Here is a 24890-nt window from a genome sequence, read left to right as displayed (position 1 = left end):
GACTGCCGTTGCGGGCAGCTCTGCGCGAAGGCATTGCCGGGGCGACGCTTGCCATCGAAAGCGCCGCCGCCGTTCCGGAGTTCACCGCGGCGAGCTTCGCGGAAGCGTTGGCTCTTGTGCCGGATGCCAGGGAAATGGCATGAGACCGGCGAATTCATAGTGCCGCGATGTTGCCGAGCGTCCGACGGACGCGCCGCATTCCGGATAGGAGACCTTGATGACCCCTGAGACCGCCCGCCCCTTCATCGACATCCACGCGCCGGTGGCGCAGGCCCTGGCCGACGGCCGGCCGGTGGTGGCGCTGGAAAGCACCATCATCACCCATGGCATGCCCTACCCCGACAATGGCGCCATGGCGGCCGATGTCGAAAAGATCATCAGCGATGGCGGCGCCGTGCCGGCGACGATCGCCGTGGTTGGCGGCCGCATCAAGATCGGGCTTTCGGACGGCGAGCGCGAATCGCTGGCGATGACGGGCGACGCGATGAAGCTGTCGCGCGCCGATCTCGGTTTTGCCGTGGCGCAAGGGCGCACCGGCGGCACCACGGTCGCCGCCACGATGATCGCGGCGCATATGGTCGGCATAAAAGTGTTTGCCACCGGCGGCATCGGCGGCGTGCACAAGGGCGCCGAAAAGAGCTTTGACATTTCCGCCGATCTCGACGAGCTGGCGCGCACCCCGGTGATTGTCGTCTCGGCCGGCGCCAAGGCGATCCTCGACATCGAAAAGACGCTGGAAGTGCTGGAGACGCGCGGCGTGCCGGTGATCGGCCATGGCTGCGAGACGATGCCGGCCTTCTGGTCCAGGCAATCGCCGTTCCGCGCGCCGCTGACCTTGCACGAGCCGGAAGAGATCGCGCATTTCTACCAGACGAGGGCAGCACTTGGGCTTGCTGGCGGCATGCTGATTGCCAATCCTGTGCCGGAAAACCAGGAAATCCCGGCTGCGGAGATGGCGGGCTATATCGACGCCGCGCAGAAGGCCGCCGAGGCACAACATGTCACCGGCAAGGCAGTGACGCCATTCCTGCTGGGAAAGATCCTCGAACTGACCGGCGGCAGGAGCCTGAAGACCAACATCGCGCTGGTGGAAAACAATGCAAGGTTGGCGGCGAGGATAGCCAGGGCATTGTAGGGCACGGCCTCCAAGGTCGGCGGGACAGAGGGGGGTGCTGTCCCTCCGCTGTGCCAAGAAGGTTGGCATTCACTTCCCCGCCCGCCGCCCCGCCTCATACGCCCGGCGTGCCCAGGCCGCCATCTCCTCGGGATCATCGAAAGCGCTGTCGGGAACGCTCCAGTAGGGCATGGCGACCAGCTTGCCGTGGCGCGAGCCGGTATAGGTCCATTGCGTGCAGCCGGCGGCCTCGAACTCGGGCGCGCTTTGCTCGTCGGCTTTCAGCATCAATTCGCCACGCAACACGATGGCGACGATGACGCCGTCGAAATAGATGCCCTTGCCGCCGAACAGTTTGCGGATGCTGACAGGGCCGAGACCCTCGAACAGTTCGGCGATGCGTTCATTGTCCATGCCGCGATCATGTCACCGGCATCTGGCCTTGTCATCGCCGCAACCAAAATCATGCTGACAGGTTGAGAGAGGTATCGGAGTTTTCCCGCCATGCCTCTTCTGCTGAAAGGGTCCTGTCGCTGCAATGCCGTGCGTTTCGAGGTGGAGAGCCACACGCCGGCGCCATTCATGCTGTGCTACTGCTCGATCTGCCGCAAGCAGCAGGGCGGCGGCGGGTTTGCCATCAATCTCGGTGCCGACAACGAGACACTGAACATCAGGGGCAAGCGCAGCCTCGGCGTCTTTCGGGCGGAGATCGAGGACGACGAGCATCCGCATTGCGAAATCTCAACCGGCGAGCGCAATTTCTGCAAGAAATGCGGCTCAGCCCTTTGGCTCTACGATCCAACCTGGCCGGAGCTTGTGCATCCCTTCGCCTCGGCGATCGACAGCGACCTGCCCATCCCACAGAGCAAGGTGCACCTGATGCTGAAATACAAGGCGAACTGGGTCGAGCCGGTGGTTGGCAAGCACGACAAGGTCTTCGACGTCTATCCCGAGGAATCGATCGCCGATTGGCACAAGCGGACGGGCATGTGGGTGGAGTGAGTTTCTTCGCCCCGTTTACGGGGAGGTGAGGAGTGATCCGCGCAGCGAACGAAAAGCCAATTGCTTGGATTTTCTAACGACGTACGCCGGCAGGCTGGGCGGAGCTAACTCTGGAGAGGCTGGCGCTGCCCCTCATCCGTCACTTCGTGACACTTTCTCCGCGTAAACGGGGCGAAGGAAAAAATCAGGCCGAAGCGCGTGCCTCTGCCAGTGCCTTCAGGTCGGCCGGCTTCAGTTCGACGGATTCGCCGCAGCCGCAGGCCGAGCTCTGGTTCGGGTTGTGGAAGGTGAAGCCGGTGCGCAGCGTCGTCTGCTCGAAATCCATCTCGGTGCCGAACAGGAATAGCGCGGCCTCGGGCGCGACATAGACATGAGCGCCGTCGCGCTCGATATGGTCGTCCTTGGTGTTGGGCTCGGTCACCAGATCGACCGTATATTCCATGCCGGCGCAGCCGCCCTTCTTGATGCCGAGGCGGATGCCATGCGCGTTGTCGCGGGTGGCGACGATCTCGCGCACCCGGTCGGCGGCCTTTTCGGTCATGGTGATGACGGCGAAGCGTCCCATTCTTTTTCCTTCCATTCCATGCAGGTTCAAGGCCTGCCGAATGATTCCTCACCTAAAATGGTGAAGTTTTATCCCTCGCGCAAGTGTGCCAGGCTTGACGCTAGTACCAGCCCACCGCCACCTGCGCCTCTTCCGACATGCGGTCGGCCGACCATGGCGGGTCGAAGGTCATGTTGACCTCGACGCCGGACACGCCTTCGACGGCGCCGACGGCATTTTCGACCCAGCCGGGCATTTCGCCGGCGACAGGGCAGCCGGGAGCGGTCAGCGTCATGTCGATCTTGACCGAGCGATTGTCCTCGATGTCGATCTTGTAGATGAGGCCGAGTTCGTAGATATCGGCCGGGATTTCCGGATCGTAGACCGTCTTCAGCGCCGATACGATGTCGTCGGTCAACCGCGCCAGTTCGTCGGCTGGAATGGCCGATCCCGAAACCAGCGCATTGGGCGCGGTTTCCGGAGTGGTCTCGGCAGCGATGCTTGCATCATCCATGGTCGTCACCCAAAAAAATCGTCATCCGAAGAATTTGCGCGCTTTCTCAAGCGCCTCGGCCAAAGCGTCGACTTCGGCCCTGGTATTATACATGCCGAACGATGCCCTGCATGTGGAGGTTACGCCGAAACGTTTCAACAGCGGCTGGGCGCAATGGGTGCCCGCGCGGACAGCAACGCCCTGCCTGTCTATCACCATCGACACGTCGTGCGCATGAATGCCTTGCAGTTCGAACGAGATGATGGCGCCCTTGCCGGGCGCATCGCCGAAGATGCGCAGCGAATTGATGGCGCGCAGCCGCTCATGCGCATAAGTCTTGAGGTCTTCCTCATGCGCGGCGATGCGCTCGCGGCCGATCGTTTCCATATAGTCGAGCGCGGCACCCAGTCCGATCGCCTGCACGATCGGCGGCGTGCCGGCTTCGAAACGATGCGGCGGCTCGTTGTAGGTGACGATGTCTTCCGTCACCTCCTCGATCATCTCGCCACCGCCCATGAAGGGGCGCATGCCCTGGAGAATGTCCTTCTTGCCGTAGAGCACCCCGATGCCCGAAGGGCCATAAACCTTGTGCCCGGTGAAGACGAAGAAGTCGCAGTCGAGATCCTGCACATCGATCGGCATATGCACGGCGCTCTGGCTGCCGTCGACGAGGACGGGAATTCCACGCGCATGCGCGATGCGCACGATTTCCTTGATCGGCGTCACCGTGCCCAGCGCATTCGACATCTGCGTGACGGCGACCAGTTTGGTGCGGTCGGTCAGCCGTTTTTCGAATTCCTCGATGTGGAGGACGCCGAGATCGTCGACCGGCACCCAGACCAGCTTGGCGCCCTGCCGCTCGCGGATAAAATGCCAGGGAACGATGTTGGAGTGGTGCTCCATGATCGACAGCACGATCTCGTCGCCCTCGCCGATGTTGGGCATGCCATAGCCATAGGCCACGGTGTTGATGGCCGAGGTCGTGTTCGAGGTGAAGATGATGTTGTCGGTGCTTGGCGCGTTGAGGAAACGGCGTACCGTTTCGCGCGCCTTTTCGTAGGCGTCGGTCGCGGCATTGGACAGGAAATGCAGGCCACGATGGACGTTGGCATATTCCTGGCTGTAGGCGTGCTGGACAGCGTCGAGCACCGCCTGCGGCTTCTGTGCCGAGGCGCCATTGTCGAGATAGACCAGCTTCTTGCCATAGACTTCCCGCGACAGGATCGGGAAATCGCGGCGGATCGCTTCGACGTCGTAGGGAATGTTTTCGAGTTTCTGGTCCATTTCAAAGTCCTTGCCGGCCAAGGCCGAGATCCTTCCAACACCCCTCATCCGACCGAGCTTCGCTCGGCCACCTTCTCCCACAAGGGGAGAAGGTCTAGCGCTTTACCTTCTCCCCTTGTGGGAGAAGGTGGATTGGCGCGTAGCGCCAAGACGGATGAGGGGTGGCTTTGCCGGACCCCATCCAATTAGCCGTGTGCCACGAACCAGCCGTCGAGCCGCGCTTCCAGCGCTTCGACGATCGCCTCGTCGTCCAGTTCCTCGATCACCTCGGCGACGAAGGCCTTCACGAGCAGCCCCCGCGCGCTTTTCTCGTCGACGCCGCGCGCCATCAGGTAGAACAGATGATCGTGGTCGATCTCGGTGACCGTCGCGCCATGGCCGCAAATCACGTCGTCGGCGAAGATTTCAAGCTCCGGCTTGGTCGAGAACTCGCCGTCGTCCGACAGCAACAGCGTGTTGCATGCCATCTTGGCGTTGGTCTTCTGCGCATATTGATGGACGTTGATGCGGCCCTGAAACACGCCGCGCGCCTTGCCCGTCACCACGTTGCGGATGATCTCCGTCGAGGTCGTGTGCGGCACGGCGTGGTCGAGAACCATGGTCACGTCGGTATGGGTGTCGCCGGCCAAGAGGTTGATGCCGCGCAGCTTGAAATCGGCGCCTTCGCCAGTCGTCCTGACCATGATCTCCTGGCGCACGAGCTTGCCGCCGGCGTTCATGACGAACAACGTCAGCTTGGCATTCTTGCCGATATGGGCCTTGAACTGGGCCAGATGCGTCGCCGTTTCCGGCTGTTCCTGGACAATCAGCCACGTCACCTCGGCGCCTTCGCCGAGCACGAGCTGGCTGACCGAGCTGCCCAGGGCAGCGCCGTCACCTGTCTGCCGTTCGACGATGACGGCCTTGGCGCCGGCGCCGACACGCACTGGCAGGCGCACATGGGTCTGGCCGCCGGCCTGCAGGTTCTGCAGCTCGACCGGCTTTTCGAGTTCCACGCCATCGGCGATGTCGACAAAATATCCGTCGGCGACGAAAGCCGTGTTCAGCGCGCCGATGGCGTCGTCGCTGCCATAGGGGTCGAGCCCAGGTGCTGCGCTGCCGTCGACCAGCTTTTCCGACAGGCGCTGGAAAGAGACGCCTTCAAGAACCGGCACTTTGGCGTCGGACTTGCCGTTCAGGATCGACACCACAGTGGAACCGTCAACGATCGGCGCAATGGCCTTGGCCATGGCGGCAGGGTCGAAGTCCGGCACGGTATTCAGCAACCGGCGCAAGTCGGTATAGTGCCAGGATTCGACGCGCCGCGTCGGCAGGCCGTGCTTGATCGTCTCGATGGCGTCGTCGCGCTTCAGCATCACCGCGCCGTCGCCCGGCAGCAGCGACAGCCGGTCGCCGAACGCGTCGATCAACGCTGTCTCGGCCGGTGTCCGCTGCGGTTGTGCGTGCATGTTCATCGGTATTACCTCTGGCATCTCACGCTGCTTCGCCGATCACGCCGGCATAGCCATTGGCTTCCAGGTCGAGCGCCAGCGACTTGTCGCCTGACTTGATGACCTGCCCCTTGTAGAGCACATGCACGGTGTCGGGCACGATGTGCTCAAGCAGGCGCTGGTAGTGGGTGATGACCAGGAACGCCCGGTCCGGCGCGCGCAGCGCGTTGACGCCGTCGGAAACGATCTTCAGCGCATCGATGTCGAGGCCGGAATCGGTCTCGTCGAGCACGCACAATTTCGGCTCCAGCAATTTCATCTGCAGGATCTCCGCCCGCTTCTTCTCGCCGCCGGAAAAGCCGACATTAAGCGGCCGCTTCAGCATCGCCATCTCCATGCTGAGCGAGGCGGCGGCTTCCTTCACGCGCTTCAAAAATTCCGGGATCTTCAGCGGCTCCTCGCCGCGCGCCTTGCGCTGCTCGTTCATCGCCACTTTCAGGAATTCCATGGTGGCGACGCCCGGTATCTCCATCGGATACTGGAAGGCGAGGAAGATGCCTGACGTGGCGCGCTCGGCCGGATCCATTTCGAGGATCGACTGGCCGTTGTAGAGGATGTCGCCCTCGGTCACCTCATAGTCCTCGCGACCGGCGAGGATGTAGGACAGCGTCGATTTGCCCGAGCCGTTCGGCCCCATGATCGCGGCAACCTCGCCGGCTTTCACCGTCAGGTTCAGACCGCGGATGATTTCGGTGCCGTCATCGACGATGCGGGCGTGCAGGTTTCTGATTTCAAGCATTTTTTCGTTTCCTGAATATCTGTCCGGTCAGCCGACCGAGCCCTCAAGCGAGATACCGATCAGCTTCTGCGCCTCGACAGCGAATTCCATCGGCAGTTGCTGGATGACGTCCTTGACGAAGCCGTTGACGATCAGCGCGATCGCCTCCTCTTCAGGGATACCGCGCTGCATGACGTAGAATTTCTGGTCCTCGGAAATCTTCGACGTGGTCGCTTCGTGCTCGAACTGCGCCGTCGAATTCTTGGCTTCCATGTAGGGCACGGTGTGCGCGCCGCACTGGTCGCCGATCAGCAGGGAATCGCAGTTGGTGAAGTTGCGGGCGTTGGTCGCCTTGCGGTGCGCCGAGACCTGGCCGCGATAGGTGTTCTGCGAGAAGCCGGCGGCGATGCCTTTGGAGATGATGCGGCTCGACGTGTTCTTGCCGAGGTGGATCATCTTGGTGCCGCTGTCGACCTGCTGATAACCGTTCGAGACAGCGATCGAATAGAACTCGCCCGAGGAATCGTCGCCGCGCAGGATGCAGCTCGGATATTTCCAGGTGATCGCCGAGCCGGTCTCGACCTGCGTCCACGAGATCTTCGAGCGATCGCCACGGCAGTCGCCGCGCTTGGTGACGAAATTGTAGATGCCACCCTTGCCCTCGGCGTCTCCGGGATACCAGTTCTGCACCGTCGAATATTTGATCTCGGCATCGTCGAGCGCCACCAGTTCGACGACGGCGGCATGCAGCTGGTTCTCATCGCGCTGCGGCGCCGTGCAGCCTTCGAGATAGGAGACGTAAGCCCCCTCCTCGGCGATGATCAGCGTGCGCTCGAACTGGCCGGTGTTCTTCTCGTTCATGCGGAAATAGGTCGACAGCTCCATCGGGCAGCGCACGCCCTTGGGCACGAAGACGAACGAGCCGTCGGTGAACACGGCCGAATTCAGCGTGGCGTAATAATTGTCGGAGGTCGGCACAACCGAGCCGAGATACTTCTTCACCAGTTCGGGATGCTCGCGGATGGCTTCCGAGATCGAGCAGAAGATGACGCCGGCCTGCGCCAGCTCCTTCTTGAAGGTGGTGACGACGGAAACGGAATCGAACACGGCGTCGACGGCGACGCGGCCCGATTTGTAGACATTGTCGCTGACTTCCTCGAGTTCCGAGGCGTCGGTCTTCTGCACGCCGGCGAGGATTTCCTGCTCGCGCAGCGGAATACCGAGCTTCTCGTAGACCTTCAAGAGTTCGGGATCGACATCGCTGAGCGAGGTCGGGCCGGGCGTGCTCTTGGGCGCCGCGTAGAAGTAGATGTCCTGGAAATCGATCTTGGGATAGTGGACGCGCGCCCAGGTCGGCTCGTCAAGCGTCAGCCAACGGCGATAGGCTTCCAGACGCCATTCCAGCATCCAGGACGGTTCGTCCTTCTTGGCCGAAATGAAACGGATAATGTCTTCGCTGAGGCCTTTGGGGGCCTTATCCATCGCGATTTCGGTCTGGAATCCATATTTATATTGGTCGACGTCGATCTTTCGGACCCGATCGATCGTGTCCTGCACAGCAGGCATATGCGTTCTCCATCCACGCCGGGGTCAAGGCCCGACAGTTTTCAAACTATGGCACCGCCAAAACGAACCCCAAAAAGGCGCTTGCGGCAGCGTAAGTTTCATATAGTGCGCTTCGACCGGAAATTCACCCGGCCAGCATGAAACGCACGGCTCTACCAGGCCGAATGGCCCAAATCATTTTCGTCAAGCATCGGATTTTCCCGAAAATCGCTACGCGCTTTTCGGTCCGATGCCCCAACCGCTCACGCGGCTTTTTCTCTATCCGCCCGACGCGCGGCGATTCCCGTCAGCGCAACGCGAAACAACTCGATGTCTTCCGCGCCCGTCGCCGGACCGATCGACACGCGCAAGGCGCCAAGGCTGTCACCGTATCCCATGGCTTTCAGCACATGGCTCGGTCCGACCTTGCCGGACGAACAGGCAGAGCCGGCCGACAGCGCTACGCCGGCCAGGTCGAAGGCGATCTGCGCGGTTTCGGCTTTGACGCCCGCAATAGCGAAGAATGCCGTATTGGCAAGCCTTGGCGCACCGGTTCCGAAGATTTCCGCGTCCGGCACCAGCGTTTTCACGATGGCCTCGATCTCGTCGCGGCGCCGGCGCACCGCATCTATGGCCGGCAATCCGGCCAGGGCCTCGCGGGCGGCCGCGCCAAAACCGGCAATGGCAGCGAGGTTTTCAGTCCCGCCGCGATGGCCCTTTTCCTGACCGCCGCCATTGATCAACGGCTTCGGCATCATCAGATCCGAAGCCGCGACGATGGCGCCGACGCCCTTGGGACCACCGATCTTGTGCGAGGACAGAATCAGATAATCGGCGTAACCCGCTGATAGATCGATCGAAACACGCCCGGCGGCCTGCACGGCGTCGACCATGAGGATGCCGCCCGCCGCCTTGACGATCCCGGCGATGCGATCGATCGGCTGGATGACGCCGGTCTCGTTGTTGGCGGCGTGGATGGCAACCAGCGGCAGGCCTTCGCTCTTGTCATGACCACTGAGCGCTGCCGCCAAAGCGTCGAGATCGGCGATACCGTTGGCGTCGACGCCGATCCGGTTTACCTGCACTGCCGGGAAATGTCCGCCGTTCAACAGGCAGGGATGATCGGCCTCCGACACGTAAAGCCGGCTCATGCGCACCGTGCCGCGCCCCATCTGCCAGTCGGGTGACAGCAGCGTCGAGGCTGCTTCCGTGGCACCGGAGGTGAACACGACGTGCTCGGGCTTGGCGTTGACGAGCGCCGCCACGTCACGCCTTGCGGTCTCGATCAGACGGCGGGCCGCCCGCCCCTCGGCGTGAACCGATGACGGATTGGCGGCGACATCGAGCGCCGCGACCATAGCTTCGCGGGCCGCGGCAAGCAGCGGCGCACTGGCATTGTAGTCGAGATAGGCGCGTTTTGCGGCCATTTTCGTCCGTCAAGTCCCGTCAGAAGCCATTCCGCCGTCGTATGGCGTTATTTCCTTGAAATTCCAAGGCGAGCCGTCCTATTTACGCGGCTTGCGGCGCGGGTGGCCGGGCTCGATGTCTTGCCACTCAGTTTTGAACAATTCTAAACTAGCTTCTAAGAAGACGCTCGCCCTGCGTCAAGGCCAGAGGAAACGTTCCAGGCACCGCGCATTCGTATTACCTAGTGGAGTATTTTATGCCTGAGGTCATTTTCACCGGTCCTGCCGGCCGCCTGGAGGGTCGCTACCAGCCTTCCAAGGAAAAGAGCGCGCCGATTGCCATCGTCCTGCACCCGCACCCGCAATTCGGCGGCACGATGAACAACAAGATCGTCTACGACCTCTTCTACATGTTCCAGAAGCGGGACTTCACCACGCTTCGCTTCAATTTCCGCGGCATCGGCCGCAGTCAGGGCGAATTCGACCACGGCGCCGGCGAGTTGTCGGACGCTGCCGCGGCGCTGGATTGGGTGCAGTCGCTGCATCCCGATTCCAAGAGCTGCTGGGTCGCCGGCTACTCGTTCGGATCCTGGATCGGCATGCAGCTTCTGATGCGCCGGCCCGAGATCGAAGGCTTCATCTCGATCGCGCCGCAGCCCAACACCTATGATTTCTCGTTCCTGGCGCCCTGCCCGTCATCGGGCCTGATCATCCATGGCGATGCCGACAAGGTGGCGCCGCCGAAGGATGTGCAGGGCCTGGTCGACAAGCTGCACACGCAGAAGGGCATCACCATCACCCAAAAGACGTTGCCCGGCGCCAACCATTTCTTCTCCAACGATGCCGACCTGCTGCTCGAGGAATGCGCCGACTATCTCGACCGCCGGCTGGCCGGCGAATTGTCGGATCCGCGGCCGAAGCGGCTGAGATAAGCAAAGAAAGCAGGGACGGCGATGTACGAACCTCCTCATTTCAGGGAAACGCGGCCGGAAATCCTGCACGGGCTGATCCGGACGCATCCGCTGGGCCTGTTGATTTCCAACGGACCCGATGGGCCGGTCGCCAACGCCATCCCGTTCCTGCTCGACGCGGAAATCGGGCCGAACGGCAGGCTGCGCGCCCATCTGGCGCGGGCCAACCCGCAATGGCGCCTGTTGGCCGACAATCCGGCGTCAACCGTACTGATCGTCTTCCAGGGCAGCGATGCCTATGTGACGCCGTCCTGGTACGAGACCAAGCGCGAGACCGGCAAGGTGGTGCCGACCTGGAATTATGCCATCGTGCAGGTTCGCGGCACCGTCAAGGTGATGGATGATCAGGACTGGCTGGCGCAGCAGATCGCCGATCTGACCGTCTCCCAGGAAGGCGCCCGCGCCGCGCCCTGGGCGGTGACCGATGCGCCGGAGCCCTTCATCCAGTCGCAGATCAAGGGCATTATCGGGCTGGAAATCGAGATCAGCGAAATCCACGGCAAGTGGAAGGTCAGCCAGAACCGGCCGGTCGCCGATCGCGTCGGCGTTGCGCAAGGGCTCGAACACGAGGACCACCGGTCGCCCGACATGGCCGGATTGGTCAGATCCTATGGCGGCCTGGACGGCGTCTAGCTGAATTGGCGGAATGTAGCTTGGAGGTTGGTCATGACGACCAAGCGGGAATTTCAGAGCGACGCCTTTGAGGACCATAGCGCGGTCAGTGACATGGTTCGCGCTGGGACGATCAATAAGCAGACACTACGGTCTTTTGAGGTCTGTCGGTCCGGCCCATCACCGTTCGCGAAGGAAATTAAGGCGCGCCAATGAGCACTGATGAAGCCGAGCCTTGGTGAAGCCCAGCCCGGCCAAATAGAAATCGGGTCATTGCCCTGTAAAAACCTTATCTTTATTAAAATATTTGTCTATGTTGTAAATTGCATGAGCATTACCTTGTGCGGCGGCCCTTTTAAACCAATCATGAGCCACCTCTCGCTCGGACGGCACTCCAAGACCTTTAAGATAGGCTACTCCAAGAGTGTTTTGTGCTTCCGCGTTTCCTTGGTCCGCCGCCTTTGTCGTCCACTCGATCGCTTGCATGAAATCCTGCGGCAGTCCGTAGAATCCGCCGCCATAACTCTGGCCCAACTGTTCCTGAGCCGCAGCATTCCCGTTTGCTGCCGCTTTCTTCAGCCATTTCACGGCAGTGTCTTGGTTGGCGGTTACACCATGCCCAGTAAGGTACATGGCGGACAGCATCGTTTGTGCATACGCTGAGCCCTGCTCCGCGGCCAATAGGTACCATCTGGCCGCTTCAGAATAGCTCTGCGTTACGCCGTTCCCCTCGAAATACATGGCAGCAAGAGCCGCTTGAGAGTCCGCAAATCCACTCTCGGCGGAGAACGCAATCGACTTCAGCGCCTGTACCTTGTCGACTTCAATTCTCAGATTTGGCGGTGAACTGGGAGTTCCGCGTCCTGTCAAAAGCAATAGGCCAAGATTGTGATTGGCCAACACGTCGCCATGTTCCGCAGCCCGCCTGAACCACGCGATGGCTTCGGTGTAGTTCGTGGCGGTGAGTGTCCCCTCTAGGAAATTCACTCCCAAATTATATTCTGCGCGGCTGTAACCGCGCTCTGCGGCCTTCCTTGTCCAAAACAGAGATTTCTGCCGATCGAGTGTTACTCCTCGACCGGTTCCATAAAGATTGCCCAACCAAGTCTCCGCGTCGGGGTGCCCTTTCTCGGCCGCTTTTTGGAACCATTCGAAAGCCTTGACGAAATCCGCTTTAACTCCGAGTCCCAGCAGAAAAACGACGCCAAGCCGGTTCTGCGCGTCGGCCGACCCCGTTAGCGCAGCCGCCTGCAATTCCTGCAGGGTCATATGGTCGACCTGGACTTGCCCCTCCTTCGTGTCAACGAAGGGCGAGGCGTTCGCCATCTCTCCGCCAGCAACAAATGCCGCCAGCAGCGCTCCTACCACCATTCGCGATCGTCGTACCATTGTCCCGCCTTGCCGTCCGGTTATCGCAACGACTTTCCTACCCATGGCATCATCGGCCCGTCAAATTCCTTCTCGGCCCAATCAGCCAAAACGTCTTCTTGCGGACCGGCAAGCCCGAAGGCATCGGCCGGAAGATGAAGCCGAGCCGGGCAAAGACCAGCCCGCAGGCAAGCGCGAAACCGCAGCCAAGGCCGAAGCCGGCGACGGTGTCGCTGGGATAGTGCGCGCCAACGAAGATACGGGTCGAGGCGATGCAGGCGGTGATCGCCAGGGCGATGTACCAGCGCCGCGGAAACAACAGCAAAGCGACCCCGAACACCGCGCCCATTGTCGTACCATGGCCGGACGGAAAGCCGGCGAAGCGCGCATCGAAAGCGAAGGGGTGCAGGGTCAGCACGCCAAAGTCCTCGTAATAGAGCGGGCGAGCCCGGCCAATGGCATATTTCAGCACATTGACGGCGATCCCCGACAGGCCGGTGGCGCACAGCACCAGAAAAGCCAGGCAGGTCCAGTTGTAGAGGAGCATCAGCGAGCGCCGCGACAGGCTTCGCCAATCCGTCAGGTTCGCGGCGACAAGCAGAAGCACTGAGGGAATGATATACCAGCCTCCCAGGCCGAACTGGGTGAAAAAGTCGGCAGTCCGGGCAAATCCCGCCGACCACTTGCCGTGAAGCATTCCGGCCGGAGTGTCGAGACGAACAAACGCCGACGCCGTCAGCAAGACCCAGACCAGCACCCAGACCGACCACAAAATATTCGGGTATCTGGCCGGCCGGGTGGCAAGGCGGCTTTTGGCGATCTGCATCGTATCGCGAAAGTTGTCGAGCGACCGGCGCCCTATGCCAAGGAGCAGGCTCGAAACGGGCGGGCGTGATTTCACCAGCATAGGAAATTCGACCCCATTGTTGCCGTCATGGGCATCGGCGAGCCGTCACTGGCTTACACGATAGAGGCCGAGCGACAGTTTGTCTCCCGACGAATAGTTGAGGCCATCGACCTCGGCAACGCGGCTCGCCGACTTGCCTTGCGCCTCCAACAGGCCATTCAGCTTCTGCTCGTCGCCGATTTGTGCCAGCGCCAGCGCGCAGGCCGGATCGCCGAGCAGATGCTTGGCGACGCCATCGACATCGGTCAGGACGGTCTTGGTGCCGACCAGGAACACCAGGCTCGGCTCGTGATATTCCGCTGAGGCGAGCACCGTGGTGTCGCAAGGCCTGTTGGCCTGGACTGCCGCCTCGATCGCCGGGCTCAGCCAGATCGGCTTCAGCGAAGGCGCGATGACGCCGAACAACAGCCCATAGGTAATGCCGGCGCAAACCGCGATGGCGCCGATGCGGGAGAGCGGCACTTGCAGCTGTCGCGAAAAAGCGAAATACCCTGCCGCCAGCGCCGCCGCGGCGGCCGGGATGCTCCACCAGGAAAAGGAGCCGGTGAGATAGATCGGCGCTCCGACGCAGACCGCCGCCAGGCCAAGGCTGACCACGACAAGACCGAATGCGGTCGACCACCACAACCAGTCCTGCCAGCGCCTGAGCGGCGCATTGGCCTCCTGCGGCGACAATGTCAGCAGCCAGCCAATCAGCAGCGCCATGCCGGGATAGGCCGGCAGGACATAGTGCGGCAGCTTGGTCGGGATCAGCTCGAACACCAGCCAGAACGGAATATACCAGGCGAGGCAGAAACGCAGCCGGGGATCGTCGCGCAGACGGTTGAGGGCCTGGAGCCCGGCGCCGACCGCGATCAGGCCGAACGGCCACATGAACAAGGAATAGGTCAGCATGTAGAAACCGGGCGGCAGGCCGTGCGATTCCTCGCCCGAGGCGACCTTGGCCATCATGTCCTTGCCGACGGCATCGCTGAGAAAGGTGCCGCCGCTCTTCCAGGTGATGAGGGCAACCCAGGGCAACACGATGAGCGCCACCAGAGCGACACCGCGCACGAGCTTCAGCTTCAGGAGCCAGCGCCAGTCGCGCTCGAAGGCAAACAGGGCGGCGACCGTGAGCAACGACAACAGCGGAGCCACCGGCCCCTTGATAAGAATTCCAAGGCCTTGAGCGGCCCAGAAAATCCACGGCAGATGGGCGGCTACCGGTTCGTTGCGGCGCGCTGCCAGATAGATCTGGGCGAGCGCGCCTTGCGCCGCCACGCAGCAGGCCAGCAGCATGGCGTCGGTCTTGGCGTCACGGCCCTCGAAGGCGGTGGCGAAGATCGCCGCCATCATCAGGCCGGCGGCGAGACCGGCATTGGCCCCGAACAGCTTGGTGCCCGTCCAGGCGATGCCGACGACGGCCAAGGCAATGCCAAGCATGGAGACGAGGCGGTAGACCCAGATCGGCGCCGCCGCCCCCTCGCCGCTCAGCGCCACGGCCGCCGATTGCAGCCAGTAGATGCCGATCGGCTTCTTGTAGCGCGAGGCATCCTGAAAACGGATGTCGACATAGTCGGAGGTTTCGACCATCTGCTTGGTAGCCTGGACAAAACGGGATTCGTCGCGGTCGATGGGTGGAAGGCTCGCCAGTCCACTGAACGTCATCAGCACGCTGAACAGAAAGAGAAAGAGATAGTTCCTGTTCATCGCGGAGCTTTCCGGATCTGATCTGCGGGATGGCCCCGTCGCGGCGCCTCAGGCCCTGCCCTGCGCGGCGCCTCAATACGCCAGCCCAAACGACGAAGCAAGGATTCGCAACGCCATCCGCGCGGGCTGCAAACCGGAAACCACTTTTGCTGATCGCTGGACCTTTGTCTGGCGCGATCAGTCGCAAAACCGGAAACCACTTTTGCTGATCGCGCTTGGATGCTAAACGCCCGCGTTCATGCACGCCTGAGCCACAGCGGCCGGACGCTTTCGGGAATAGAAAAAATGCCTGCCTTCAAATCGGATTTCCTGCGCACGATGAGCGAGCGCGGTTTCATCCACCAGACTTCGGATGATGCCGGTCTCGACAATATCTTCGCCAAGGAGACGGTGACAGCCTATATCGGCTTCGACGCGACCGCCAAGAGCCTGCACGCCGGCTCGCTGATCCAGATCATGATGCTGCACTGGCTGCAGCAGACCGGTCACCGGCCGATCGCGCTGATGGGCGGCGGCACCTCGATGATCGGCGACCCGTCGTTCAAGGATGAGGCGCGCAAGCTTTTGACCCCGCAGGACATCGAAGACAATCTTGCCGGTATCCGCCGCAACTTCATGCCCTACCTCAAATTCGGCAGCGGTCCCAACGACGCCATCATGGTCAACAACGCCGATTGGCTGATGGAGATCAACTACGTCAATTTCCTGCGCGATGTCGGTCGTCACTTTTCGGTCAACCGCATGCTGGCCTTCGATTCCGTCAAGCTGCGGCTCGATCGCGAGCAGTCGCTGTCGTTCCTCGAATTCAACTACATGATCCTGCAGGCCTATGATTTCGTCGAGCTCTACAAGCGTCTCGGCTGCCGCCTGCAGATGGGCGGCTCCGACCAGTGGGGCAACATCATCAACGGCATCGATCTCGGCCGCCGCACGGAGGACGCGCAGCTCTATGCACTGACCACGCCGCTGCTCACCACCTCGTCGGGCGCCAAGATGGGCAAGTCGGCGTCGGGCGCGGTCTGGCTCGACGCGGAGATGCTGAGCCCCTACGAATTCTGGCAGTACTGGCGCAACACCGAGGATGCCGACGTCGCCCGCTTCCTGAAGCTCTACACGACGCTGCCGCTGGACGAGGTGGCGCGGCTCGAGCGGCTCGGCGGATCCGAGATCAATGAGGCCAAGAAGATCCTCGCCACCGAGATCACCGCCCTGCTGCACGGCCGCGCGGCCGCCGAGCAAGCCAGCGATACGGCGCGCAAGACGTTCGAGGAAGGCGCGCTCGCGGAGTCGCTGCCGACCGTCGAGGTCGACAGGACAGCGCTCGAAACCGGCGTCGGCATCCTGTCGCTGCTGGTCACCGCCGGACTGGCGGCGTCGAACGGCGAAGCGCGGCGGCATGTGCAGGGCGGCGCCGTGCGCCTGAACGACGAGCCGGTGAGCGACGAGCGCCGGCTGGTGACCCCTCAGGATTTGAGTCCGGAAAACGTCGTAAAGCTTTCCTTGGGAAAGAAAAAACACATTCTGGTGCGACCGGCCTGAACTCGCTCACCTATATTCGAAGATCGACCTGAATATTCCGGGCGCGATCACCGACAGCGGATTGATGTCCAGCAACGGCTTGTTGGCGTTGCCCTTGAGCCGGTAGGTGACGCCGATCAGGCCACGGTCGCGGCCATTGCCGAGCAGCGCGCCAACGATGGGCAATTCGCCGAAGATGCGATTGAGGCCATAGACCGGCATGAACGTGCCGGTCATGTCCATGTTGTTGTTCTGGTCGTAGAGCGTGCCCTGGAACGTGGTGCCGATGCGCGGTCCGCGCAGCACACCGTTGGCGATTTTCAGGTAACCGCTGCCCTTGTCGATCTCGGCGTAACCGCGCTCGAACTTCACCCGCGACGTGTCCAGTTTGCCCTTGACCGCCTGATTCAGGCTGCGGTTGTCGCCGGCGGGCGTGGTCGAGACGATGGAGGCCAGTTTCGGTTCGTTGACGACGAAAAAGTTGCTGGTGTCGACCTTGCCCCTCAGCGATCCGTCGCTCGGCCCCGCCAGGGCCAGGGTGATCGTTCCGCCTTCCATATGCTCGTAGATATTGAGGAATCTCAGGATGGCGCCAGCGTCGGCGGACTGCATGTTGAGCGCGCGCTGGCCGGCACCGGTGGTGTTGCTGATGGTTATGGCGGCGCCCGAACTTGCCGTGGCGCTGACCTTCAGCCCGTTCACCCGCGAGCCGGCCGCGCTGTAGTCGAGCTTCAGATTGGACAATTGCTCGTCGTGGAAACCGGTCAGCCGGTCGACATCGGCGCTGACGGAGATGGCGTCGGAACCGGTGGTTTTGGTAGCCGTGTCGACGTCGGAGGTGAACTGCTTGATGAGCGAGCGGGCATCGAGCGCATTGCCCGATATGTCGACCGCATAGCCCTTGCCGGACCGCTTCACCGACACAGCAACGTCGTCGCCTCTGTTCAAGGTGACCTTGCTGAACCGCGCCGACGACAAGGCGCCATTGACCAGCACGATGCTGCCGTCGACGGAGAACGTCTTTCCGTCGAGATTGAAATCGGACAGCGTCGTGGTGTCGCCGGACTTGGTCATGACGAAGGTGACGTTGGCGGGCACCCCCGCCCCCTTGCTCCAGCCCGCCCAGGGAATGTCCAGCCTGGCGTTGGTCAGGTCGGCCGAGACGTTCTGGTCGCCGCTGCCGTTCTTGTCGATCGCCACCTTCACAGTTCCGGCAAGCAGCGGCTTCAGGCCGGGCATGGCGGCGGCGCGGATCTTGTCGTCGAGCACCAGGGCCACCTTGCGGCTGCGCGCCGGCCCCTCATCCCTGAGCGGCTCGATCAGATCGAGTTCGGCCGGAATGCCGTTCAGCAACGCCTTGGCGGAGATCACCGCCTTCTCGGGGTCGACCGTGATCGAACCGTCGGCATCCGTCACGACCTGTCCTTCGAAGGGCTTGGCCAGGGACATGCCGGTGTAGTCGAGCGACACCAGCCAATCGAGCTTCGAGGAGTCGACGCCGGACTGCAGCGGAATATCCGCCTTGACGTGACCGGTGACGCTGCCCGACAGGTCCTCCGGCAGAATGCCGACATGGCGCATGGCGTTGATCGGCTCGTAGGATGCGAGTTCGGCAACGGCGGATGCGTCGCCGTCGACATCGATGTCGAGCGCGCCGACGACCGGCGGGCGGTTGGCCGCCTTGACCGTCAGCGTGCCGTTGCTGGCCGCCACGGTGCGGCCGCTGGGCATGTAGACGGTGCCCGAGGACAGCGAGATATCGACATCGTTGCCGTGGAAACCGACGACGCCGACCGCATCGCGTATCGGAGGGATGCGGCCGGCGGTGTCGAAGCGCGATCCCTCGATCTGGAAGCGGCCGAACACCTCATCGGCCGAAAGCGGCACGCCGTTGCCCAGCCGGCCCGGCACCACCTGGAACTGAAGGTTGGCGTCGACGACACGGCCGCCGAACAGATTTGCCAGCACCCACAGCCGGGCATTGCGCGCCGAAAACCACGGCCATAGCTGCTTGACGTGAGAGACCTGCATGTCGTGGATGTTGAACGCCAGATTGATCCCCGGCACTTTGCCGTCGACGAACGCCACGGCGGCGGTGCCAAGCATCTCGCCCGAGCCGGCGGACCGAAGCGCGATCTGCTCGGCCACCAGTTTGTGGCTCACCGTGTTGTAGACACCGGCGATCCGGGCGAGGAAGGTGAGCGCCGGCTCGGGCGACTCCGAAGGCGCAAGCGACGACCCGTCGCTGGTCAGGTCGTAGCGATAGGAGGGCTCTTCACCCACCGCTCCGCTTGCCGGCTTCGGCCCGATCGAACCGGCGAAATCGAATGTCGAGCGGCCGGTCTTCAGCAGCAATCTGTCGACCTGGACCTTGTTGCTGCCAGCAACCAGCGTCGCATTGATATCGACGTCCGCCGCCAGCAATCCTCGCGTGCCGAGATCGAGGACAGAGCCCGTCGATGACAAAGCGGCCGTCAGCCGCGATGCGTTCACGCCGAACCCTTCCGATCCCGTCAGCTTCAACGCGACGGGTCCCAACTTGCCGGCAGCGGCCGCGCCGGTGTCGGCCAGATCGACGCTCGCATCCAGCGCCGTGACCCGGTGCGCCGCGATATCACGGGTGGCGGTAGCGGCAACCGTAAGCGTCCTGCCGTCGATGTCCGCCTTCGAGGAAAACTCCATGCCGCCCGGTCCCGACTGCACGACGGTGGCGTCGGTGATCTTGACGAGCTTGATCGCTCCGGTTTCGGGCAGCACGAATTCGACATTGCGAAGATCGATGCGACGCAGCGAATCCTCCCGCACGGCATCGAGTGCGTGGTTGATGTTTCCGAACACCGCGGCGGACAGCTTCTCCGGATCGATGAGGCCGTCCGCATTGCGCAGGCCGGCGGTCCAGTCGCCGCCTGACGGCATCGCCGCCACGACGATGCGGGCATCCGAGATCCTGGCGCTGGTCAGCCGCACATCTCCCCACAGCAGCGGGAACAGACGCACGCCGAAGCGCACGCGGCCGGCATCGGCCATCGGCTTGCCGTCTGATGTCTTCAAGCTGACGTCGCTGACCTGAAGCGCGATGAAACTCGAACCGTCGAGCGTGATGCGGGCAGGCCCGACCGCGACATTGACATCGACGCCCGCCAGTTTCTCAAGCGCCGTTTCCGCCTCGGCGCGAAGCCGGTCGGCTCCGATGCCGGAGGCGCCAACCAGATAAACGAGCACGGCGGCCAGCAGCACGAAAGCGACCAGACCGGCGAACAGTCGCGACAGGATGCGAAAACCGCGTCCGATCGACGCCTGACCAAGCGGCGGCACACGGCAGGCGGACGGAAAGGTCCCCAGGTCGGTGATCTCATCACGCCTGAACCGGATCTTCTCGTGCTGCGGTCGCTCCTGATCCACGCAATTTTCCGTTGTACGAACTCGATCGTGGACGAATCCCCGTCCGACACTATATCGGTGTGGCTTCGCGCGTAACCTCAAACAAGGGCATCGGTATGGCTGACCTCGACGTAGGCGATCTTGCGCCGCAATTTGACCTGCCGCGGGACGGCGGCGGATCGGTCAGCCTTGCCGCATCGTCCGGCAAGCCCATCGTGCTCTATTTCTATCCGCAGGACGACACAACAAGCTGCACGCAGGAGGCGATCAGCTTCTCGCAGTTGAAGCCGGAGTTCGAGAAGGCCGGCGCCGTGGTGATCGGCCTGTCGCCCGACCCCGTCAAGAAGCACGACAAGTTCAAGTCGAAATACAATCTCACCATCGACCTCGCCGCCGACGAGGAGCGCACGGTGATCGAGGCCTACCATCTGTGGGTCGAGAAATCGATGTATGGCCGCAAGTATATGGGCGTCGAGCGCGCGACGTTCCTGATCGGCCGCGACGGGCGGATCGCCAGGATCTGGCGCAAGGTCCGCGTCAAGGGCCATGCCGAAGAGGTGCTCGAGGCCGTTCGAGCGCTTTGAGGTTTGCCGGCGAGGCTGGCCCAGGTTCCCTTGCAACCTTACGCACGCCTGGCGGGCAATCGCTGCGAGCAAGCTATCGCTGCAAGCCTTTGTTAACCCTAATAATGTGTAATCAAGCTGTCGTGGTGTCGTAAACGAAAGCTTGGTCCCGTGAACGCAACCGGTCAGTCCGCAGTCTTCGGCAAGCGTAAGGAGCCCCATACGGTCATCATCGCCCGGGGCAACGAGATCAGGCATTTTACGATCCGACCGTGGCTGGCGGCCTTTATCGGCTCGGCGCTGGCCGCCATTGCCGTCGGCTACCTCATGGCCACCTCCTATCTCGTGCTGCGCGACGATTTGATCGGCGCCACAACGGCGCGTCAGGCGCGCATGCAGCAAGCCTATGAAGATCGCATTTCGGCGCTTCGCGCCCAGGTCGACCGCATCACCAGCCGCCAGTTGCTCGACCAGCAGCTGATGGAAACCAAGGTCAGCGAACTGCTTGAACGCCAGAGCCAGTTGAGCCAGCGTCATGGCCGCCTTGGTCCGCTGCTCGAACGCGCCGAGAGCGAGGTCGGCGCAGCGCCGGCCGAAGATCCGGCAGCGGCTGCGAAGCCGGACAAACGCGCCGAAGTGACCGGCAGCATCAAGGAGCCCGCGCGGAATTATGCGGTCGCCAGCCTGAGCGCCGATCTCGGCGCCGGCGACACAAGGCCGTTCTCGCTGTGGTCAACCCGCTCCGATCCGCTGCCCAATGATTCAGCCGCCGATCGTGCCGACAAGCTCTTCGTCTCGATCAACCAGTCGTTGAAATCCATCGAGAGCGATCAACTGACCCGCATCAGCACGCTTGCCGACAATGCCTATAAGAGCGCCGATGCCATCACCCAGGCGCTCGAGGCGGCCGGACTGCCCGTCGACAGCGACTTCGGCAAGGGCGACAGCGACGTCGGCGGACCGCTGATCCCGCTCGACAGTTCGATGATGTTCGACAGCAAGGTCAAGGAATTGGACGAAGCGCTTGACGCGCTCGACCATCTCAAGAAAGAAGCGCGCCAGCTGCCGCTGACCAACCCCGCGCCGGGCCACTCCGTCACCAGCCCGTTCGGCGTGCGCACCGACCCGATCCTCGGCACCGCGGCACTGCATTCCGGCATGGATTTCAGGGCGCCGATCGGCATGGCCGCAAAGGTCACGGCGCCCGGCACCGTCACCAAGGCCGGCTGGAACGGCGGCTATGGCCGCATGGTTGAAGTCGACCATGGCAATGGTTTTGCGACACGTTACGGGCATCTCAGCGAGATCGACGTGACCGTCGGCGAGAAACTGGACGCCGGCGCCGTCATCGGCAAGACCGGCAGCAGCGGCCGCTCGACCGGCCCGCATCTGCACTACGAAGTCCGCCACAATGGCGAAGCGATCGATCCCTTGCGCTTCCTCACGGTCGGCAAGAAGGTCGCCCAGTATCTGTAAGCGATCCCAGGCTCCTGCCCCATGCGCCGATGACCATCATGATGGCTGACTAAGGCGCTCCCGTAGACAGAAACGCCGTCGCTGCCGCAACCAGGGTGGTCGCGCCGACCTTCAACGCGGCCTCGTCGACACGAAACCGGGCGTGATGGAGCGGAAAGACCGATCCGATCTCCTCGTTCCGGATTCCCAGCCGAAAATAGACCGAAGGACGTTTCTCGCTGTAGTAGCCAAAGTCGTCCGCGATCGTCCATCCGGGCGTGTTGAGGACGTTGTCGGCACCGATGCAGGCCTTGGCGCTGGCGGCAATCAGCTCTGTCATCTCGACATCGTTGACGACGCCGGGTTCGCCCTTGTGGATGTCGACCTCGACACGCGCGCCGTGGCTCGTCGCCATACCCTCGGCTATCGTACGAACGCGGTGCCAGGCCCGCTCGCGGGTTGCATCGCTGCCGCTGCGGATGGTGCCTTTCAACGTGACCCTGCCGGCTGTGACATTGTAGGCGTTGCCGCCATTGATGGCAGTCACGGAAATCACCAGCGGATCGTACGGATCGGTCTCGCGCGAAACGATCTTCTGCAATTCGCTCACCAGGGAGCAAGCCACGGCCAACGCATCGACGCCTTCATGCGGTTTTGCCGCGTGTGCCGCCGAGCCGATGACGGCCACATCGAACGTGTCACAGGCCAGAGTGTAGGGACCGGAGCCGACGGCGATCTTGCCGGTCGGTGTGTACGGATCGACGTGGACGCAGATGGCGGCGTCGATGTCGTCGAGAAGCCCCTCTTCCACCACCCGCTTGCCGCCCGACGGTTCGTCCTCCTCCGCCGGCTGGAAGATCAGGCGAACGGTACCGCCAAAACTGTCCCGCGACTGGTGAAGATGCGCGGCCACCGCGAAAGCCATCGATGCATGGGCGTCGTGACCGCAGGCATGCATCACACCTGGATTCGTCGATGCATAATCGACGCCGGACTCCTCCTCGATCGGCAAGGCATCGATGTCGGCGCGAATGGCGATCTTTCGATTTGACGGCCTGCCGGCGCCGACAATATCGACGGCAAGGCCAAAGCCGGCGACGTCGCGAATGTCGACGATTCCCTGATCCACCAGCATCTGCCTGAGGTAACGCTGCGTGCCGGCCTCCTGGTTCGAAAGCTCGGGATTGCGGTGCAGATGGCGACGGACCTCGATCATCCGGTCGAGAATTCCGGCGTCGATATCGGTCGTCACGGTTTTCGCAACACCACCCGCCGTGGCCGAACCCTCAGGATTTGACATGGATCTCTCGCGGGAACTTCGTCAGGGTCTCGTGGCCGGTTTCGGTGACCAGGATGGTCTCGCTGACCTCGATGCCCCAGCCGTCCATCCACATGCCAAGGATGGAATGAACGACGTTGCCCGGTTCAAGCACCGTCTTGTCGCCCGGCCTGAGGCTGATCGTGTGTTCGCCCCAATCCGGCGGATAGGCGACGCCGATGGAGTAGCCGATGCGCGATTCCTTCTTCAGTCCGTAGCGCTGGATGACCTTGCGCCAGGCAGCTTCGACCGCTTCGGCAGTCGTTCCCGGCCTGACCGCGTTGAGCACCGCGTCCATGCCCTCGATCACCGCTTTGGCGGTATCCGAGACATTTGTCGGCGTCTTGCCAAGCTGCATGGTCCTGGCGAGGCCGGCGGCATAGCGGCGGCAAACGCCGGCAAGTTCCAGCGCAATCGTCTCGTTTTCTCCAAACCGCCTGTCGCTCCACATGATGTGCGGCGCCGAGGCATTCTCGCCACCGAGGATTGTCGGCGGAAGCGCTGTGATGTCGCCGGCAAAATCCGGGCTGCCCGCGATCTGCGCCGCCTGGATGGCGGCGATGGCGTCGCATTCGCGAACGCCCGGCGCGATCACCTCGAAGGCTCGCGTGACGGCAGCTTCGGCGAGCGTCGATGCCTTGCGCAAATAGGCGATCTCCGGCGCCGATTTGACCGCCCGGATCCAGTTCACCAGCAGGTCGGCATCGTGCCATTTTGCATTGGGAAGTCCGGCGACAAGCCGGGCGTGCGCCTTGGGGGAGAAATAATAGGCTTCGAGTTCGATGCCGATATGGCGACTCCCCCAGCTCTTGGCGACAATCCAGTTCGCAATCCAGTCCATGGGATGGCGATCGCCTCGCTGGACATGGTCTTCCGGAAAGCCGACCACGTTTTCCGGTTTCATCCAGGCTGTCAGAAGACCGCCGGCCGCATCCATGGCGCGCCCGATCCAGACCGGCTCGACCTCCTCGATTGGAACCAGCACCATTTGCGGCGTGTAGAACGACCAGCCGTCATAACCGGTGATGTAATGCTGGTTGGCAACGTCGTTGACGACAAGAAGCTCGAGACCGCGCTTGGCCATCTCGGTGCGGATCTTGCGAAGCCGCTGTCGGTACTCGTCGCGGGCAAACGGCAATTCGATCATCTTTGCTCCTGCTTTGTCATCAACGGTCGCGGGTTCGCTCACCATTGAAGAGGTTTCGCCATGGCGGCAATCGGCCAGGGCGGCGTGTGGGCAGGTCCTGAATCGGGTACGTCCATACCCGGCCTTCCCAAGATTTGTGTTTCATTATCATTTATTTTTGAATTCCATTTGACTGAATAAATAAGCGGTGCCAAGCTATCCTCTCCTAAGGGGCGCAAGGCATGGCACTGCGGGGGACCAATCAGGAGTTCGGGCGGCCATACAACCGGCGCATCGTGCTTGAGTCCATCCGCCTGCACGGGCCGATCGCGCGCGGCGAGATCGCCCGGCGCGTCGGCCTCACCGTCCAGACGGTATCGACCCTG

22 protein-coding genes and 2 pseudogenes are annotated in these 24890 nt (G+C 62.5%); 9 read left to right on the top strand and 15 right to left on the bottom strand.

All coding sequences use genetic code 11. The features are described from left to right. Both EN949_RS36555 and EN949_RS16465 read left to right on the top strand, forming a co-directional pair. Nucleotides 1-143: pseudogene (locus EN949_RS36555) on the top strand (carbohydrate kinase); the annotation flags it as partial. Nucleotides 144-217: 74 nt separating this feature from the next. After that, nucleotides 218-1135, top strand: coding sequence for a pseudouridine-5'-phosphate glycosidase (locus EN949_RS16465; RefSeq protein ID WP_064995407.1), 918 nt, complete (start codon nucleotides 218-220; stop codon nucleotides 1133-1135). Between the two features lie 69 nt (nucleotides 1136-1204). Here EN949_RS16465 and EN949_RS16460 read toward each other — a convergent pair whose 3' ends face one another. Beyond that, complete coding sequence (locus EN949_RS16460; RefSeq protein WP_063167810.1) at nucleotides 1205-1528, bottom strand: TfoX/Sxy family protein; 324 nt, start codon at nucleotides 1526-1528, stop codon at nucleotides 1205-1207. Between the two features lie 90 nt (nucleotides 1529-1618). On the opposite strand from EN949_RS16460, the gene EN949_RS16455 reads away from it, so the two are divergent. Then, nucleotides 1619-2116 carry a GFA family protein gene (locus tag EN949_RS16455; protein ID WP_013532155.1) on the top strand — a complete coding sequence of 166 codons (498 nt, stop codon included), beginning with the start codon at nucleotides 1619-1621 and terminating at the stop codon, nucleotides 2114-2116. A gap of 184 nt (nucleotides 2117-2300) precedes the next feature. Here EN949_RS16455 and sufA read toward each other — a convergent pair whose 3' ends face one another. From sufA to EN949_RS16420, 7 genes are all read right to left on the bottom strand, one after another. Continuing rightward, nucleotides 2301-2681, bottom strand: coding sequence for a Fe-S cluster assembly scaffold SufA (gene sufA, locus EN949_RS16450; protein WP_013532156.1), 381 nt, complete (start codon nucleotides 2679-2681; stop codon nucleotides 2301-2303). A gap of 100 nt (nucleotides 2682-2781) precedes the next feature. Next, entirely contained in the window at nucleotides 2782-3174 is a 393-nt protein-coding gene (locus EN949_RS16445; RefSeq protein ID WP_013532157.1) for an SUF system Fe-S cluster assembly protein, read from the bottom strand. A 21-nt stretch (nucleotides 3175-3195) separates the two neighbouring features. After that, complete coding sequence (locus tag EN949_RS16440) at nucleotides 3196-4437, bottom strand: cysteine desulfurase (RefSeq protein WP_063170212.1); 1242 nt, start codon at nucleotides 4435-4437, stop codon at nucleotides 3196-3198. 185 nt (nucleotides 4438-4622) lie between these two features. Then, nucleotides 4623-5891 carry a Fe-S cluster assembly protein SufD gene (gene sufD, locus EN949_RS16435; protein WP_063167809.1) on the bottom strand — a complete coding sequence of 423 codons (1269 nt, stop codon included), beginning with the start codon at nucleotides 5889-5891 and terminating at the stop codon, nucleotides 4623-4625. A 19-nt stretch (nucleotides 5892-5910) separates the two neighbouring features. Further along, nucleotides 5911-6666, bottom strand: coding sequence for a Fe-S cluster assembly ATPase SufC (gene sufC / locus EN949_RS16430; protein WP_013532160.1), 756 nt, complete (start codon nucleotides 6664-6666; stop codon nucleotides 5911-5913). A 27-nt stretch (nucleotides 6667-6693) separates the two neighbouring features. Continuing rightward, entirely contained in the window at nucleotides 6694-8211 is a 1518-nt protein-coding gene (sufB, locus tag EN949_RS16425; RefSeq protein WP_013532161.1) for a Fe-S cluster assembly protein SufB, read from the bottom strand. Nucleotides 8212-8453: 242 nt separating this feature from the next. After that, the gene (locus tag EN949_RS16420; protein ID WP_063167808.1) at nucleotides 8454-9617 is read right to left on the bottom strand and encodes a cysteine desulfurase family protein; all 1164 of its coding nucleotides are present in this window, start codon (nucleotides 9615-9617) and stop codon (nucleotides 8454-8456) included. Between the two features lie 236 nt (nucleotides 9618-9853). Between EN949_RS16420 and EN949_RS16415 the strand changes: the two genes are divergently transcribed. Continuing rightward, nucleotides 9854-10528, top strand: coding sequence for an alpha/beta hydrolase (locus tag EN949_RS16415; protein WP_127371733.1), 675 nt, complete (start codon nucleotides 9854-9856; stop codon nucleotides 10526-10528). 21 nt (nucleotides 10529-10549) lie between these two features. Continuing rightward, on the top strand, nucleotides 10550-11200 hold the full coding sequence (locus tag EN949_RS16410; RefSeq protein ID WP_063167807.1) for an FMN-binding negative transcriptional regulator: 651 nt from the start codon (nucleotides 10550-10552) through the stop codon (nucleotides 11198-11200). A 249-nt stretch (nucleotides 11201-11449) separates the two neighbouring features. Here EN949_RS16410 and EN949_RS16405 read toward each other — a convergent pair whose 3' ends face one another. The 3 genes from EN949_RS16405 to EN949_RS16395 form a co-directional block, all read right to left on the bottom strand. Beyond that, on the bottom strand, nucleotides 11450-12550 hold the full coding sequence (locus EN949_RS16405) for an SEL1-like repeat protein (protein ID WP_063167806.1): 1101 nt from the start codon (nucleotides 12548-12550) through the stop codon (nucleotides 11450-11452). Between the two features lie 67 nt (nucleotides 12551-12617). Further along, the gene (locus EN949_RS16400) at nucleotides 12618-13454 is read right to left on the bottom strand and encodes a phosphatase PAP2 family protein (RefSeq protein WP_063167805.1); all 837 of its coding nucleotides are present in this window, start codon (nucleotides 13452-13454) and stop codon (nucleotides 12618-12620) included. A 45-nt stretch (nucleotides 13455-13499) separates the two neighbouring features. After that, complete coding sequence (locus EN949_RS16395) at nucleotides 13500-15143, bottom strand: glycosyltransferase family 39 protein (RefSeq protein ID WP_063167804.1); 1644 nt, start codon at nucleotides 15141-15143, stop codon at nucleotides 13500-13502. 285 nt (nucleotides 15144-15428) lie between these two features. Here EN949_RS16395 and tyrS point away from each other — a divergent pair, with 285 nt between their 5' ends. Then, the gene (tyrS, locus tag EN949_RS16390; protein ID WP_063167803.1) at nucleotides 15429-16682 is read left to right on the top strand and encodes a tyrosine--tRNA ligase; all 1254 of its coding nucleotides are present in this window, start codon (nucleotides 15429-15431) and stop codon (nucleotides 16680-16682) included. A 6-nt stretch (nucleotides 16683-16688) separates the two neighbouring features. Here tyrS and EN949_RS16385 read toward each other — a convergent pair whose 3' ends face one another. Next, nucleotides 16689-20063 (bottom strand): DUF3971 domain-containing protein, encoded by a 3375-nt coding sequence (locus EN949_RS16385; RefSeq protein ID WP_063167802.1) that lies wholly within the window; start codon nucleotides 20061-20063, stop codon nucleotides 16689-16691. Between the two features lie 95 nt (nucleotides 20064-20158). On the opposite strand from EN949_RS16385, the gene EN949_RS16380 reads away from it, so the two are divergent. Continuing rightward, the gene (locus tag EN949_RS16380) at nucleotides 20159-20626 is read left to right on the top strand and encodes a peroxiredoxin (RefSeq protein WP_063167801.1); all 468 of its coding nucleotides are present in this window, start codon (nucleotides 20159-20161) and stop codon (nucleotides 20624-20626) included. Between the two features lie 150 nt (nucleotides 20627-20776). Continuing rightward, nucleotides 20777-22081, top strand: a complete 1305-nt coding sequence (locus EN949_RS16375; protein ID WP_063167800.1) for a M23 family metallopeptidase — start codon at nucleotides 20777-20779, stop codon at nucleotides 22079-22081. Nucleotides 22082-22130: 49 nt separating this feature from the next. Here EN949_RS16375 and EN949_RS16370 read toward each other — a convergent pair whose 3' ends face one another. Genes EN949_RS16370 through EN949_RS35865 form a run of 3 tightly spaced genes read right to left on the bottom strand, consistent with a single transcriptional unit; the run spans nucleotide 22131 to nucleotide 24719 of the window. Continuing rightward, nucleotides 22131-23360: an amidohydrolase gene (locus EN949_RS16370; protein ID WP_063167799.1), complete on the bottom strand. Its 1230-nt coding sequence runs from the start codon at nucleotides 23358-23360 to the stop codon at nucleotides 22131-22133. Beyond that, entirely contained in the window at nucleotides 23347-24525 is a 1179-nt protein-coding gene (locus EN949_RS16365) for a M24 family metallopeptidase (RefSeq protein WP_063170211.1), read from the bottom strand. The genes EN949_RS16370 and EN949_RS16365 overlap by 14 nt, the downstream gene beginning before the upstream one ends. A gap of 38 nt (nucleotides 24526-24563) precedes the next feature. After that, nucleotides 24564-24719, bottom strand: coding sequence for a hypothetical protein (locus tag EN949_RS35865; RefSeq protein ID WP_164752000.1), 156 nt, complete (start codon nucleotides 24717-24719; stop codon nucleotides 24564-24566). A 27-nt stretch (nucleotides 24720-24746) separates the two neighbouring features. Here EN949_RS35865 and EN949_RS36550 point away from each other — a divergent pair. Next, a pseudogene (locus EN949_RS36550) lies at nucleotides 24747-24890 on the top strand (winged helix-turn-helix transcriptional regulator); the annotation flags it as partial.

Source organism: Mesorhizobium sp. M7A.F.Ca.US.007.01.2.1, assembly GCF_003998165.1.
Classification (GTDB): Bacteria; Pseudomonadota; Alphaproteobacteria; order Rhizobiales; family Rhizobiaceae; genus Mesorhizobium; species Mesorhizobium ciceri.
Note: the sequence above shows the minus strand (reverse complement) of the source record. Positions and strands in the feature narration are given on the sequence as shown.